The organism is Staphylococcus sp. HMSC065D05 (assembly GCF_001813195.1).
GTDB lineage: Bacteria > Bacillota > Bacilli > Staphylococcales > Staphylococcaceae > Staphylococcus > Staphylococcus epidermidis.
The window spans coordinates 27867-44163 of sequence record NZ_KV811773.1; the positions used below are offsets into that span (position 1 = coordinate 27867).

Consider the following 16297-nt stretch of genomic DNA (forward strand, 5'->3'; position numbering starts at 1 on the left):
TAGGGAGGAAAAAGAGAATGAAACAATCTAAAGTATTTATACCAACGATGAGAGAAGTCCCTGCAGAGGCGGAAGCATTAAGCCATCGTTTATTATTAAAAGCAGGGTTAATTAAACAGAGTACAAGTGGTATATATAGTTACTTACCACTAGCTACACGTGTCCTAAATAATATATCTAAAATCATACGTGAAGAAATGGAAAGTATAGATGCTGTAGAAATTCTTATGCCAGCTTTACAACAAGCAGAATTATGGGAAGAATCAGGTCGTTGGAGTGCATATGGTCCAGAACTAATGCGTTTAAAAGACAGAAACGGACGTGAATTTGCATTAGGACCTACTCATGAGGAAGTAGTCACTTCTTTAGTAAGAGATGAATTAAAATCATATAAACAGTTACCCCTTACTTTATTTCAAATTCAATCCAAATATAGAGATGAGAAAAGGCCACGCTTTGGATTATTAAGAGGACGCGAATTTCTTATGAAAGATGCATATTCTTTCCATTCAGATGAAGCTTCATTAGATGCAACTTATCAAGATATGTATCAAGCATATAGTCGCATATTCAAACGTGTAGGCATCAATGCAAGACCGGTTGTGGCAGATTCAGGTGCAATAGGGGGAAGTCATACACACGAGTTTATGGCATTGAGTGAAATTGGGGAAGATACAATAGTTTATAGTAATGAGAGTGACTACGCAGCTAATATTGAAAAGGCCGAAGTTGTTTATCATCCTTCTCATAAACATTCTGAACTTGCAGAATTGACTAAAGTTGAGACGCCAAATGTTAAAACAGCTCAAGAAGTTGCAGACTATTTAGAGAGACCATTAGATGAAATTGTAAAAACGATGATTTTTAAAATAGATGGCGAATTTATTATGTTACTAGTTCGTGGACATCATGAATTAAATGAAGTGAAATTAAAAGCATATTTCGGCACGGAACATGTTGAAATGGCTACACAGGATGAAATTGTTAATCTTGTGGATGCCAATCCGGGGTCTATTGGTCCTATTTTTGAAAAAGATATTAAAATTTATGCCGATAATTACTTACAAGATTTAAATAACTTTGTTGTAGGAGCTAATGAAGATCATTATCACTATATAAATGTCAATATTGGTAGAGACTTTGACGTAACAGAATACGGTGACTTTAGATTCATTACACAAGGTGAGATGTTAAGTGATGGCTCGGGAGTAGCACAATTTGCTGAAGGCATTGAAGTAGGACAAGTTTTCAAATTAGGAACAAAATATTCTGAATCAATGAATGCAACTTTTCTAGATAATCAGGGAAAAGCACAACCACTCATTATGGGATGTTATGGTATTGGAGTATCAAGAACATTAAGTGCAATTGTTGAACAAAACAATGACGAGAATGGGATTATTTGGCCAAAATCAGTAACGCCTTTCGATATCCATCTAATCACTATCAATCCTAAAAAGGAAGATCAACGTACTTTAGGTGATCAACTTTATCAAAAATTAATGGATTCATACGATATTTTATATGATGACCGAAAAGAACGTGCTGGTGTTAAATTTAATGATTCAGACCTAATAGGGTTACCGGTACGAGTTGTTGTTGGTAAAAGAGCTGAAGAAGGTATTGTTGAGGTAAAACAACGCTTTAACGGTTTAAGCGAAGAAGTGCAAATTGATGAATTAGAGACTTACTTACAAGATTTATTTAAGAATATTAAGTAAGTTGTAATATAATTGTTGATAGTTAAATTGATATTAATAAAGAGCAGGAAAGATGATGAAACATAATCTTAAATCTAACCTGCTCTTCTTTATTGTATTATTTACTATTTGTTTTTCATGAAAATACGTCCAATCAGTAGTATAATATGAAACGAATTTATTAAGTAACTATATGAACAGTTGTAATATATCCAATGATGTTTAATAGTTTTAAATTTAGTATTAATTAAGGTGGTTATTATTTTGGCAATGACAAATCGAGAAAAGTTTAAAGTGCTTGCCGATCAAATAAAAATATCAAATCAACTAGAACAAGATATTCTTGAACAAGGTGAACTCACGCGTATAGATGTTTCAAATAAAAACAGAACATGGACTTTCCAAATATCACTCCCACATTTTTTATCTCATGAAGATTATCTTCTTTTTACACATGCAATTGAAGAAGAATTTAAAGAAATAGCTACAGTAGCAATTGATTTTTCAATTAAAGATACCAACAATCAAGATGAGTTTGCTTTAAAATATTTCGGACATTGTATTGATCAAACACGATTGTCGCCAAAAGTGAAAGGTCAATTGAAACAAAAAAAACTCATTATGAGTGGAAATGTTTTAAAAGTCTTAGTTTCAAATGACATTGAGAGAAATCATTTTGATAAGGCATGTAATGGTAGTTTGATTAAAGCATTTAGACAGTGTGGCTTTGAAATTGATAAAGTCGTTTTTGAAACAGATACAACAAATCACGATGATGACCTTGCATCTTTAGAAGCACATATTCAACAAGAAGATGAACAAAGTGCAAGAGAAGCAACTGAAAAATTAGAAAAAATGAAAGCAGAAAAAGCGAAACAACAAGATAATAATGAAAGTACAGTGGAAAAATGTCAGATTGGAAAACCAATTCAGATTGAAAATATAAAACCAATTGAATCAATTATTGAAGAAGAATTCAAAGTAGCTATTGAGGGTGTTATATTTGATATTAACCTAAAAGAACTTAAGAGTGGACGTCATATAGTTGAGCTTAAAGTTACTGATTACACAGATTCACTTGTATTAAAAATGTTTACAAGAAAAAATAAAGATGACTTGGAGCACTTTAAGGCACTTAGTGTTGGTAAATGGGTTAGAGCTCAAGGTCGTATTGAAGAAGATACTTTTGTTAGAGATCTTGTCATGATGATGTCAGATATTGAAGAAATTAAAAAGACACCTAAACAAGATAAAGCAGAAAATAAGCGTGTAGAGTTTCATTTACATACGTCTATGAGTCAAATGGATGGTATTCCTAATATTAGTGCATATGTTGAACAAGCTGCTAAATGGGGACACCGAGCCTTAGCAGTAACAGATCACAACGTAGTACAAGCTTTTCCCGATGCACACAATGCTGCCGAAAAACATGGTATTAAGATGATTTATGGTATGGAAGGTATGCTAGTAGACGATGGTGTTCCTATAGCTTATAAACCAACAGACCGTAATTTAAAAGATGCAACATATGTGGTGTTTGACGTAGAGACAACAGGTCTTTCTAATCAATATGATAAAATTATTGAATTAGCTGCAGTAAAAGTGCATAACGATGAAATTATAGATAAGTTTGAACGTTTTAGTAATCCACACGAAAGATTATCTGAAACCATTATCAATCTTACACATATCACGGATGATATGTTAACTGATGCTCCTGAAATTGAAGAAGTGTTAACTGAATTTAAAGAGTGGGTTGGAGATGCGATATTTGTAGCTCATAATGCTTCATTTGATATGGGATTTATTGACACAGGGTATGAAAGGTTAGGCTTTGGACCTTCTACAAACGGTGTCATTGATACACTTGAGCTTTCACGTACAATTAATACCGAATATGGGAAACATGGTTTGAATTTCCTTGCCAAAAAATATGGTGTCGAATTAACGCAACATCATAGAGCGATTTATGATACAGAAGCAACAGCTTATATTTTTATAAAAATGGTTCAACAAATGAAAGAACTAGGTGTGAACAACCATCTAGAAATTAATAAAAAATTAACTAATGAAGATGCATATAAAAGAGCTCGTCCATCCCACGTTACACTCATTGTTCAAAATCAAGAAGGTCTTAAAAATTTATTTAAAATAGTCAGTGCTTCATTAGTTAAGTATTATTACCGTACGCCAAGAATTCCACGTTCTCTTTTAAATGAGTATCGAGAAGGGCTCTTAATTGGCACAGCGTGTGATGAGGGTGAATTATTCACAGCAGTAATGCAGAAGGATCAGTCGGAAGTAGAAAAAATAGCAAAGTTCTATGATTTTATAGAAGTTCAACCGCCGGCACTTTATCAAGATTTAATGGATAGAGAATTAATACGAGATAATGAAACGTTAACACAAATTTACAAGCGATTAATAGAGGCTGGTAAAAGCGCTAATATCCCAGTGATTGCTACTGGTAACGCACATTATCTATATGAGCATGATGCTATAGCCAGAAAAATTTTAATTGCATCCCAACCAGGGAATCCATTAAATCGTTCAACATTACCAGAAGCTCACTTTAGAACCACTGATGAAATGTTAGATGATTTTCACTTCTTAGGTGAAGAAAAAGCATATGAAATCGTTGTAACAAATACAAATGAGCTCGCTAATAAAATTGAAAAAGTGATACCTATAAAAGATAAACTATTTACGCCAAGAATGGATGGGGCTAATGAAGAAATTCGTGAGTTGAGTTATTCTAATGCGAAAAAACTATATGGTGAAGATCTACCACAAATTGTTATAGACCGCCTTGAAAAAGAATTAGATAGTATTATTGGTAATGGCTTTTCTGTTATTTATCTCATATCTCAACGTTTGGTGAAAAAATCGCTAGATGATGGTTATTTAGTTGGATCGCGTGGTTCGGTAGGTTCTAGTTTCGTAGCAACAATGACCGAAATTACAGAAGTTAATCCGCTTCCACCACATTACATTTGTTCACATTGTAAGACAAGTGAGTTCTTTGATGATGGTTCGGTTGGATCTGGATTCGATTTACCAGATAAAAAATGTCCCACTTGTGGTAATGAATTAATTAAAGAAGGGCAAGATATCCCCTTTGAGACATTCCTTGGATTTAAAGGAGATAAAGTTCCAGATATTGACTTGAACTTTAGTGGTGAATACCAACCTAACGCGCATAATTACACAAAAGTATTGTTTGGTGAAGATAAAGTATTTCGTGCTGGAACAATAGGTACTGTTGCTGAAAAAACAGCTTTTGGTTTCGTTAAAGGTTACTTAAATGATCAAGGTATTCACAAACGTGGTGCTGAAATTGATCGGTTGGTTAAAGGTTGTACAGGGGTTAAACGTACGACTGGTCAACATCCTGGGGGAATTATTGTTGTACCGGATTACATGGATATTTATGATTTTACTCCGATTCAATTTCCAGCAGACGACCAAAGTGCAGCGTGGATGACAACCCATTTCGACTTCCATTCAATACACGATAATGTCTTAAAATTAGATATATTAGGACATGATGATCCAACGATGATTCGTATGTTACAAGACTTATCAGGAATTGACCCGAAAACTATACCAGTAGATGATAAAGAAACAATGCAAATATTTAGTGGCCCTGAGAGTTTAGGTGTTACAGAAGACGAAATATTATGTAAGACAGGTACATTTGGTGTGCCAGAATTTGGTACTGGATTTGTACGTCAAATGCTTGAAGATACTAAGCCAACGACATTCTCAGAATTAGTTCAAATTTCAGGTTTATCTCACGGAACGGACGTTTGGTTAGGTAATGCTCAAGAGTTAATTCGTCAAGGGATATGTGATTTATCTAGTGTGATAGGCTGTCGTGATGATATCATGGTATATCTAATGTATGCTGGACTTGAACCGTCAATGGCTTTTAAAACGATGGAATTTGTACGTAAAGGTCGCGGTTTAACAGATGAAATGGTTGAAGCGATGAAGGAGAATAACGTACCAGATTGGTATTTAGATTCTTGTCGTAAAATTAAATATATGTTCCCTAAAGCTCATGCTGCAGCTTATGTACTAATGGCTGTAAGAATTGCATACTTTAAAGTACATCATCCACTATATTATTATGCAGCATATTTTACTATAAGAGCTTCCGATTTTGATCTTATAACGATGATTAAAGATAAAACGAGTATTCGTAATACAGTTAAAGATATGTATTCACGATATATGGATTTAGGAAAAAAAGAGAAAGATGTATTAACTGTATTAGAAATAATGAATGAAATGGCGCATCGAGGTTTTCGATTGCAACCGATTAGTTTAGAAAAAAGTCAGGCTTTTGACTTCATTATTGAAGGGGATACATTGATTCCTCCATTCATTTCAGTGCCAGGACTTGGAGAAAACGTTGCGCAAAGAATTGTTGAAGCGAGAGAAGAGGGACCATTTTTATCAAAAGAAGATTTAAATAAAAAAGCCGGCTTATCTCAAAAGGTTATTGACTATTTAGACGAATTAGGCTCATTGCCAGATTTACCTGACAAGGCACAATTGTCGATATTTGATATGTAAGCATTTCTTATTAATAAATTGATATCATATACGTACAATCATCTTTATTAGTAAACCTATATCAGTTTGTTTACTTATTAGACTTGTGATATACTAAATGTGCGTAAAAAATGATTAACTCAGGCAGAAGAGTGGGCATAAACCCGCTCTTTTCTATTTGCCAAAAAAGGAGGCCTGTATGAGTAAAATTACTGAACAAGTTGAAGCATTGATTCAACCAGTTTTAAATGATTTGGACTTTGAATTAGTAGACATTGAGTATGTTAAAGAAGGTAAAGACCATTTTTTAAGGATTTCTATTGATAAAGAAGGTGGCGTAGATCTTAATGATTGCACTTTAGCTTCAGAAAAAATTAGTGAAGTTATGGATGAAAATGATCCAATACCTGAAATGTATTATCTTGATGTTGCATCGCCAGGGGCAGAAAGACCAATAAAAAAAGAAAAAGATTTTTATAATGCTATCAATCAGCCCATTTTTGTATCTCTTTATGCACCAATTGAAGGAGATAAAGAATGGTTAGGTATTTTAAAATCTGTAAATGATGAATCAATTAATATGGAAGTTAAAGAAAAGGCAAAAACAAAAGAAATTGAAATTCCAAGGAATAAAATCGCAAAAGCACGTCACGCTGTAATGATTTAACGTGATGAGGAGGAAAAAAACGTGTCAAGTAATGAATTATTATTAGCTACTGAATATTTAGAAAAGGAAAAGAAAATTCCTAGAGAAGTTTTAATTGATGCAATTGAAGCAGCTTTAATTACTGCGTACAAGAAAAACTATGATAGTGCTAGAAATGTAAGAGTTGAATTAAATATGGACGAAGGTTCATTTAGAGTGATTGCACGTAAAGAAGTGGTTGAAGAAGTGTTTGATGATAGAGATGAAGTTGATTTAAGTACTGCTTTAGTCAAAAATCCTGCCTATGAAGTAGGAGATATTTATGAACAAGATGTTACACCGAAAGACTTCGGACGTGTAGGAGCTCAAGCAGCTAAGCAAGCTGTGATGCAACGACTTAGAGACGCAGAAAGAGAAATTCTATATGATGAATTTATCGATAAAGAAGAAGATATTCTAACAGGTGTGATTGACCGTGTAGACCATCGCTATGTATATGTAAATTTAGGAAGAATTGAAGCTGTGCTGTCAGAAGCTGAAAGAAGCCCTAATGAGAAATATATTCCTAATGAACGTATTAAGGTATATGTAAATAAAGTTGAACAGACTACAAAAGGTCCACAAATTTATGTATCAAGAAGTCATCCTGGATTATTAAAACGTTTATTCGAACAAGAAGTTCCAGAAATTTATGATGGTACTGTTATTGTTAAATCAGTAGCGCGTGAAGCTGGAGATCGTTCTAAAATTAGCGTGTATTCTGATAATCCTGATATAGATGCTGTTGGAGCATGTGTAGGTTCTAAAGGAGCACGAGTAGAAGCGGTTGTTGAAGAACTTGGTGGCGAAAAAATAGATATCGTCCAATGGGATGAAGATCCGAAAGTATTTGTTCGTAATGCTTTAAGTCCATCACAAGTTTTAGAAGTAATTGTTGATGAAGAGAATCAATCAACTGTAGTGGTAGTTCCTGATTACCAATTATCCTTAGCTATAGGTAAACGAGGACAAAACGCACGTTTAGCTGCTAAATTAACAAGTTGGAAGATAGATATTAAATCAGAATCTGATGCCCGAGAAGCTGGAATTTATCCTGTTATTGAAACAGAAGAAGTTGCAGATGAAATTGTTAATTCAGGTGACGAAGATGTTGAGTTTGATAATGTTAACTTAGAAGAGACAAACTTAACTAGTACAGAATTAGCTGCTGAAACTGATGAAGAAAAAACAGCTAAAACAGAAGAAGATAATGACACAGAATCATAGGTTGGAGTGATAAATTAATGAGAAAGAAAAAAATTCCAATGAGAAAATGTATTATATCTAATGAAATGCGTCCCAAAAAAGATATGATTCGAGTGGTTATTAACAAAGAAGGCGAAATCTTTGCAGATGCGACAGGAAAAAAACAAGGGCGCGGTGCATATGTGTCTAAAGATGTAGCTTTAGTTGAAAAGGCTCAACAAAGAGAAGTTTTAGAAAAATATTTTAACGCTACTAAAGATACACTTGACCCTGTTTATAAAGAAATAATAAGACTGATTTATAGAGAAGAGATTCCAAAATAATGACTAAAATGAAAATTTTTAATTTACTTGGTTTAGCTATGAGAGCTGGTAAAATCAAAAGCGGTGAATCGGTCATATTAAACGAGCTTAAAAAGAAGCAAATAAAACTTGTCATATTAGCTAGCGATGCATCTAGTAATACTCTAAAACAGATGAATAATAAATGTAATAGTTATCAAGTGCCATTAAAAGTGTTTGGTACTAGAAATGAATTAGGGTTAGCAATAGGTAAAAGCGATAGAGTTAATATTGGTATAACAGATAATGGTTTTGCAAAAAAATTGTTATCAATGATAGATGAATATGGTAAGGAGTGATTATATGAGTAAAAAAAGAATTTACGAATATGCGAAAGAATTAAATCTAAAGAGTAAAGAGATTATAGATGAGTTAAAAAGTATGAATGTTGAAGTGTCAAATCATATGCAAGCTTTAGAAGAAGAACAAATTAAAGCATTAGATAAAAAATTTAAAACCTCTCAAGTGAAAGACACTAATAAACAAAATACTCAAAATAATCACCAAAAATCTAATAATAAACAAAATTCTAACAATAATGAAAAACAGCAAAATAAGAATAATAGTAAACCAACGAAGAAAAAAGAACAAAACAACAAAGGAAAACAGCAAAATAAAAACAATAAAACTAATAAGAATCAAAAAAATAATAAAAATAAAAAGAATAATAAAAATAATAAACCTCAAAATGAGGTAGCAGAAACAAAAGAAATGCCCTCTAAAATCACTTATCAAGAAGGTATAACTGTTGGTGAGTTAGCTGAAAAACTAAATGTAGAATCAGCTGGTATTATTAAAAAATTGTTCTTATTAGGTATTATGGCTAATATCAACCAATCATTGGATGAAGAAACATTAGAATTAATTGCAGATGACTATGGCGTTGAAATAGAGAAAGAAGTAGTCGTTGATGAAGAAGATTTATCAATTTATTTTGATGATGAGACGGATGATTCCGATGCAATTGAACGTCCAGCAGTTGTTACAATCATGGGTCACGTGGACCATGGTAAAACGACTTTATTAGATTCTATTCGTAATACTAAAGTTACCGAAGGAGAAGCTGGCGGAATCACTCAACATATTGGTGCTTATCAAATTGAAAATTCAGGTAAAAAAATTACGTTCTTAGATACTCCTGGACATGCTGCATTTACGACTATGCGTGCACGTGGTGCTCAAGTTACTGATATTACAATTTTAGTCGTGGCTGCTGATGATGGTGTGATGCCTCAAACAATTGAAGCTATAAATCACGCTAAAGAAGCAGAAGTACCAACGATTGTTGCAGTAAACAAAATTGATAAACCAACTGCTAACCCTGATCGTGTTATGCAAGAACTCACTGAGTATGGATTAATTCCAGAAGACTGGGGCGGTGACACAATCTTTGTACCACTATCTGCATTGAGTGGAGACGGTATTGATGATTTATTAGAAATGATTGGCTTAGTAGCAGAAGTACAAGAACTTAAAGCTAATCCTAACAAACAAGCTGTAGGTACTGTGATTGAGGCTGAATTAGATAAATCACGCGGTCCAGCTGCATCTTTACTTGTTCAAAATGGTACTTTAAACGTTGGAGATGCAATTGTTGTAGGTAATACTTATGGACGTATACGTGCAATGGTTAATGATTTAGGAAAAAGAATCAAATCTGCCGGCCCTTCAACGCCTGTAGAAATTACTGGTATTAACGATGTTCCACTTGCAGGTGATCGTTTTGTTGTATTTGGTGATGAAAAACAAGCACGTCGAATTGGTGAAGCACGTCATGAGGCAAGTGTCATACAGCAACGTCAAGAAAGTAAAAATGTTTCATTAGACAATTTATTTGAGCAAATGAAACAAGGTGAAATGAAAGATTTAAATGTCATCATTAAAGGTGATGTACAAGGTTCAGTTGAAGCATTGGCTGCATCACTAATGAAAATAGATGTTGAAGGTGTGAATGTACGAATTATTCATACAGCTGTTGGTGCTATCAATGAATCAGATGTTACTTTAGCTAATGCATCAAATGGTATTATTATTGGTTTTAATGTACGCCCAGATGCTGGTGCGAAACGCGCGGCTGAAGCTGAAAATGTAGATATGCGATTACACAGAGTTATTTATAATGTTATTGAAGAGATAGAATCAGCTATGAAAGGTTTACTTGACCCAGAATTTGAAGAGCAAGTCATCGGACAAGCTGAAGTGCGTCAAACATTTAAAGTTTCTAAAGTTGGTACAATTGCTGGTAGTTATGTGACTGAAGGTAAAATCACTCGTAACGCGGGTGTACGCGTAATTAGAGATGGTATCGTGTTATTTGAAGGTGAACTTGATACATTAAAACGTTTCAAAGATGATGCTAAAGAGGTAGCTCAAGGCTATGAATGTGGTATTACAATTGAAAAATATAATGATCTCAAAGAAGGAGACATTATTGAAGCGTTTGAAATGGTAGAAATTCAAAGATAATTTTGAAACTTATGGAGAGGCTATATGCTAAGTTAACTACTTTAAGATATTTCATAAATCTAATATCTTAAAGTAGAGTATGACATACTTTGCTTAACCAACAATCAAAGTGAAGATATAAATTTTGATTTGGAAAAGCATAATGTTGTGCTATCAATACTTTAGTTATGGTCTCTCATTTAATATTATTTTATTGATTCATTGTTGATAATTTAATAAAATGAACATCAAAAGTTAATCATTAACTCTGATATTTCACAGTTATTTGTGAGTAAAGTAAAAATGAAGAGAGGTGAGATGATGAATAATATAAGAGCAGAACGTGTAGGAGAACAAATGAAACAAGAAATCATGGATATTGTTAATAATAAAGTTAAAGATCCTAGAGTTGGTTTTTTAACAATTACTGATGTTGAATTAACAAATGACCTTTCACAAGCCAAAGTATATTTAACAGTGTTAGGGAATGATAAAGAAGTTGATAATACATTTAAAGCTTTGCATAAAGCAACTGGATTTATAAAATCTGAACTTGGTTCTCGAATGCGCCTAAGAATTATACCTGAGTTAACATTCGAATATGATGAATCTATCGAATACGGTAATAAAATAGAACGCATGATTCAAGATTTACACAAAAATGATAAATAATATATTTTATAGTAGGCACAGTCATTCATAAAGCATATTTTTGATATTGCCTACTATTTTTATGTAAAACGCTAATTAAAGAATTAAAATATCGTGTTATAATAATAAACGTTATTAAAAGTTAAAGGTGTGACAACATGTATAATGGCATACTACCGGTATTTAAGGAACGAGGTTTAACAAGTCATGACGTCGTTTTTAAATTACGTAAAATTTTAAAAATGAAAAAAATTGGTCATACAGGAACATTAGATCCTGAAGTAAATGGTGTGTTACCAATTTGTTTAGGTGATGCGACAAAAGTCAGTGATTATATCATGGAAATGGGAAAAACTTATCACGCTACGGTAACGTTAGGAATGAGTACGACTACTGAAGACCAAACCGGAGATATTTTAGAAACTAGAGCTGTTGATAAGAATGATATCAATGAAGATACGATTGACCAAGTGTTGCAGCAATTTGAGGGGCATATTCAACAAATTCCGCCTATGTATTCTTCTGTTAAAGTAAATGGAAGAAAATTATATGAATATGCGAGAAATAATGAAACTGTCGAACGCCCTAAACGGCAAGTATTTATTAAAGATATACATAGAATATCTGAAGTTACTTTTCAGGAGCAGACATGTCATTTTGAAGTTGAAGTAACATGTGGTAAAGGAACTTATATTAGAACTTTAGCTACAGATATTGGACTTAAACTTGGTTTTCCAGCTCATATGTCACGTCTAACTAGAATAGCTTCAGGCGGTTTTCAATTAGAAAGTAGTTTAACTATTGATCAAATTAAAGAATTACATGAGCATGATTCATTACATAACGAATTGTTTCCTATAGAATATGGCTTGAAAGGTTTGAAATCATTCCAAGTGAAAGATTCAAATTTTAAAAAGAAAATCTGTAATGGTCAAAAATTTCATAAAAAAGTGTTAAGTCAAGATGTTAAAGAACCTTTTATATTTGTCGATAATAGTACTCAAAAAGTTTTAGCAATATATATAGTTCATCCAGACAAACCTTATGAAATAAAACCTAAAAAAGTTTTTAATTAAAGGAGAAATAATATTATGAAAGTGATAGAAGTTACTCATCCCATACAAAGTAATCAATTCATAACTGAAAATGTTGCTATGGCTTTTGGTTTCTTCGATGGTATGCATAGAGGTCACGATAAGGTGTTTCAAGTGCTTGATGAAAAGGCAAAAGAGCATCAACTTAAAAAAGCTGTTATGACGTTTGATCCACACCCCTCAGTCGTATTAAACCCTGAGCGTAAACGTACAACCTACCTTACACCACTTTCAGATAAGTTAGAAATGATAGCAGAACACGGTATAGACTATTGTATCGTTATCAATTTTTCATCAAGGTTTGCTAGTGTGACATCTGACGATTTCATAAAAAAATACATTATTAATAACCATGTTAAAGAAGTGATTGCAGGGTTTGATTTTACTTTTGGTAAATTTGGAAAAGGAAATATGACGGTACTTCAGGAATCTAAAGCTTTTAATACGACTATTGTAGGAAAACAAGAGATGGATTCTGAAAAAATTTCTACAACTGCAATACGCCAAGCGCTTACAGATGGTCATTTACAGAAGGCAAATGACGAATTGGGGTATATATATAGAATTAAAGGAACTGTAGTACAAGGTGAAAAACGTGGAAGAACAATTGGTTTTCCAACAGCTAATGTGCAACCCAGTGATGATTATGTACTACCAAAAAAAGGTGTTTACGCGGTGAGTATGGAAATTGGTCCTGAGAGTAAATTACATCGTGGTGTAGCTAACGTTGGAGTTAAACCTACATTTCACGATCCAGCTAGGGCTGAGTTAGTTATTGAAGTGAATATATTTGATTTTAATGAAAATATTTACGGTGAACGTGTGACTGTGTATTGGCATCACTTTTTAAGACCAGAAGTTAAATTTGATGGTATCGATCCACTAGTTAAACAAATGAATGAAGATAAAGCGAAGGCTAAACATTTATTATCTATTGATTTCGATGATGATATATCATATAATATATAAAGTTGACAGAGATACAAGATTATTCTTATTCTCTAGATATACCTTTTTCTTAGTAGGTCGATTCTCCGACGCCTCACTCAGATTAAGGAGTTAAATATAATTAAGGAGGAAATTGATAATGGCAATTTCACAACAACGTAAAGATGAATTAATTAAAGAATATCGTGTGCACGAAACTGATACTGGTTCACCAGAAGTTCAAATCGCTGTATTAACTGCAGAAATTACTGCATTAAATGAGCATTTACGTGAACACAAGAAAGACCACCATTCACGTCGTGGTTTATTGAAAATGGTAGGTCGTCGTCGTCACTTACTAAACTACTTACGTAGTAAAGATATTCAACGTTACCGTGAATTAATTAAATCATTAGGTATTCGTCGTTAATCTTAATATAGAACTAGGAAAGCACCATGGATGGTACTTTCCTTTTTTTATTATGATACATAATAAAAAATATAAAATCAGTTAAATAAATGATATGATATAAATATTAGAATTAAGAGAGGAGATTCATAATGTCTCAAGAGAAGAAAGTTTTTAAAACTGAATGGGCTGGGCGTTCTTTAACTATTGAGACAGGACAATTAGCAAAGCAAGCTAATGGTGCTGTTTTAGTGCGTTATGGAGATACAGTTGTCCTATCAACTGCAACTGCTTCTAAAGAACCTAGAGATGGCGATTTTTTCCCATTAACTGTAAATTACGAAGAAAAAATGTATGCTGCTGGTAAAATACCAGGAGGATTCAAAAAAAGAGAAGGTCGCCCTGGTGATGAAGCAACGTTAACAGCTCGTCTCATTGATAGACCTATTCGTCCACTGTTTCCAAAGGGATATAGACATGACGTACAAATCATGAATATTGTCTTAAGTGCTGATCCAGATTGCTCACCAGAAATGGCAGCAATGATTGGTTCTTCGATGGCGTTAAGTGTTTCAGATATTCCATTCCAAGGTCCCATCGCAGGTGTAAATGTAGGTTATATCGATGGTAAATATGTCATTAATCCTTCCGTCACTGATAAAGAAATTTCTAGATTAGATTTAGAAGTTGCTGGTCATAAAGATGCGGTAAACATGGTTGAAGCAGGCGCAAGTGAAATTACTGAGAGTGAGATGCTTGAGGCTATTTTCTTCGGACACGAGGAAATCAAACGACTTGTTGCATTCCAACAAGAAATCATCGACCACATTCAACCGATCAAACAAGAATTTGTACCGGTGGAAAGAGACGAAGATTTAGTTGAAAAAGTAAAACGTCTAACTGAAGATAAAGGACTTAAAGAGACGGTTTTAACTTTCGATAAGCAACAACGAGATGAAAACTTAGATGTTCTGAAAGAAGAAGTTGTTGGTCATTTTCTAGATGAAGAAGATCCAGAAAATGAAACGCTTGTTAAAGAAGTTTATGCAATTCTAAATGACTTAATTAAAGAAGAAGTAAGACGTCTAATTGCTGATGAAAAAATACGACCTGATGGACGTAAAGTAGATGAAATAAGACCTCTTGAATCAGAAGTTGGTTTGTTGCCAAGAGCTCATGGGTCAGGTTTATTTACTCGTGGTCAGACACAAGCACTTTCAGTTTTAACTTTAGGCGCACTTGGAGATTATCAATTAATTGATGGTTTAGGACCTGAGGTAGAGAAACGATTTATGCATCATTATAACTTTCCTAATTTCTCTGTAGGAGAAACTGGCCCTGTACGTGCACCTGGTAGACGTGAGATTGGCCATGGTGCGCTTGGTGAAAGAGCATTACGATACATTATACCTGATACTCAAGATTTCCCTTACACAATTCGTATTGTAAGTGAAGTACTAGAGTCTAACGGTTCATCATCTCAAGCATCGATTTGTGGTTCAACATTAGCATTAATGGATGCTGGTGTACCAATTAAAGCGCCAGTCGCAGGGATTGCAATGGGACTAGTAACGCGTGACGATAGCTATACAATTTTAACTGATATTCAAGGTATGGAAGATGCATTAGGTGATATGGACTTCAAAGTAGCAGGTACTAAAGACGGTATTACTGCGATTCAAATGGATATTAAAATTGATGGTTTAACTCGAGAAGTTATCGAAGAAGCACTAGAACAAGCGCGTCAAGGACGATTAGCTATTATGGATCATATGCTTCACACGATTGAACAACCACGCGAAGAATTAAGTGCTTATGCACCAAAAGTGGTAACTATGAGTATTAACCCAGATAAAATTCGAGATGTGATTGGACCAGGTGGTAAGAAAATCAATGAAATCATCGACGAAACTGGAGTTAAATTAGATATTGAGCAAGATGGTACAATCTTTATAGGTGCTGTAGATCAAGCGATGATTAATCGTGCAAAAGAAATTATCGAAGATATTACACGCGAAGCGGAAGTTGGACAAGTATATCATGCTAAAGTAAAACGTATTGAAAAGTATGGTGCTTTCGTTGAATTGTTCCCTGGCAAAGACGCATTATTACACATTTCTCAAATTTCACAAGAAAGAATTAATAAAGTAGAAGATGTTCTTAAAATTGGAGATACAATTGAAGTGAAAATTACTGAAATCGATAAACAAGGTCGCGTTAATGCGTCACATAAAGTATTAGAGCAATCTAAAAATTAAAATGTATCAATATACGAACCT

12 protein-coding genes are annotated in these 16297 nt (G+C 33.6%); all 12 read left to right on the plus strand.

What is annotated here, in order from left to right; genetic code table 11:
• The first annotated feature begins 17 nt into the window (after positions 1 to 17).
• A complete protein-coding gene (locus tag HMPREF2897_RS10685) occupies positions 18 to 1721 on the plus strand; it encodes a proline--tRNA ligase (RefSeq protein ID WP_002446295.1) in 1704 nt (567 codons plus the stop codon).
• 249 nt (positions 1722 to 1970) lie between these two features.
• Entirely contained in the window at positions 1971 to 6281 is a 4311-nt protein-coding gene (locus HMPREF2897_RS10690; RefSeq protein WP_141751300.1) for a PolC-type DNA polymerase III, read from the plus strand.
• A gap of 178 nt (positions 6282 to 6459) precedes the next feature.
• Positions 6460 to 6927 carry a ribosome maturation factor RimP gene (rimP, locus tag HMPREF2897_RS10695; RefSeq protein WP_002446297.1) on the plus strand — a complete coding sequence of 156 codons (468 nt, stop codon included), beginning with the start codon at positions 6460 to 6462 and terminating at the stop codon, positions 6925 to 6927.
• 21 nt (positions 6928 to 6948) lie between these two features.
• Positions 6949 to 8172 (plus strand): transcription termination factor NusA, encoded by a 1224-nt coding sequence (nusA, locus tag HMPREF2897_RS10700; protein ID WP_002446298.1) that lies wholly within the window; start codon positions 6949 to 6951, stop codon positions 8170 to 8172.
• A gap of 17 nt (positions 8173 to 8189) precedes the next feature.
• Positions 8190 to 8474: an RNase P modulator RnpM gene (gene rnpM, locus HMPREF2897_RS10705; RefSeq protein ID WP_001829465.1), complete on the plus strand. Its 285-nt coding sequence runs from the start codon at positions 8190 to 8192 to the stop codon at positions 8472 to 8474.
• A complete protein-coding gene (locus tag HMPREF2897_RS10710) occupies positions 8474 to 8791 on the plus strand; it encodes a YlxQ family RNA-binding protein (protein ID WP_002476037.1) in 318 nt (105 codons plus the stop codon). Before rnpM ends, HMPREF2897_RS10710 begins: the two co-directional genes overlap by 1 nt.
• A 4-nt stretch (positions 8792 to 8795) precedes the next feature.
• Positions 8796 to 10958, plus strand: coding sequence for a translation initiation factor IF-2 (infB, locus tag HMPREF2897_RS10715; protein WP_002499691.1), 2163 nt, complete (start codon positions 8796 to 8798; stop codon positions 10956 to 10958).
• 300 nt (positions 10959 to 11258) lie between these two features.
• Complete coding sequence (gene rbfA / locus HMPREF2897_RS10720) at positions 11259 to 11609, plus strand: 30S ribosome-binding factor RbfA (RefSeq protein WP_002457359.1); 351 nt, start codon at positions 11259 to 11261, stop codon at positions 11607 to 11609.
• A 137-nt stretch (positions 11610 to 11746) separates the two neighbouring features.
• Positions 11747 to 12664 carry a tRNA pseudouridine(55) synthase TruB gene (gene truB, locus HMPREF2897_RS10725; RefSeq protein WP_002446303.1) on the plus strand — a complete coding sequence of 306 codons (918 nt, stop codon included), beginning with the start codon at positions 11747 to 11749 and terminating at the stop codon, positions 12662 to 12664.
• 15 nt (positions 12665 to 12679) lie between these two features.
• Positions 12680 to 13651, plus strand: a complete 972-nt coding sequence (locus tag HMPREF2897_RS10730) for a bifunctional riboflavin kinase/FAD synthetase (RefSeq protein WP_002446304.1) — start codon at positions 12680 to 12682, stop codon at positions 13649 to 13651.
• A 118-nt stretch (positions 13652 to 13769) separates the two neighbouring features.
• Entirely contained in the window at positions 13770 to 14039 is a 270-nt protein-coding gene (gene rpsO, locus HMPREF2897_RS10735) for a 30S ribosomal protein S15 (protein WP_002439528.1), read from the plus strand.
• Positions 14040 to 14170: 131 nt separating this feature from the next.
• The gene (gene pnp / locus HMPREF2897_RS10740; RefSeq protein WP_070593190.1) at positions 14171 to 16276 is read left to right on the plus strand and encodes a polyribonucleotide nucleotidyltransferase; all 2106 of its coding nucleotides are present in this window, start codon (positions 14171 to 14173) and stop codon (positions 16274 to 16276) included.
• Positions 16277 to 16297 lie beyond the last annotated feature (21 nt).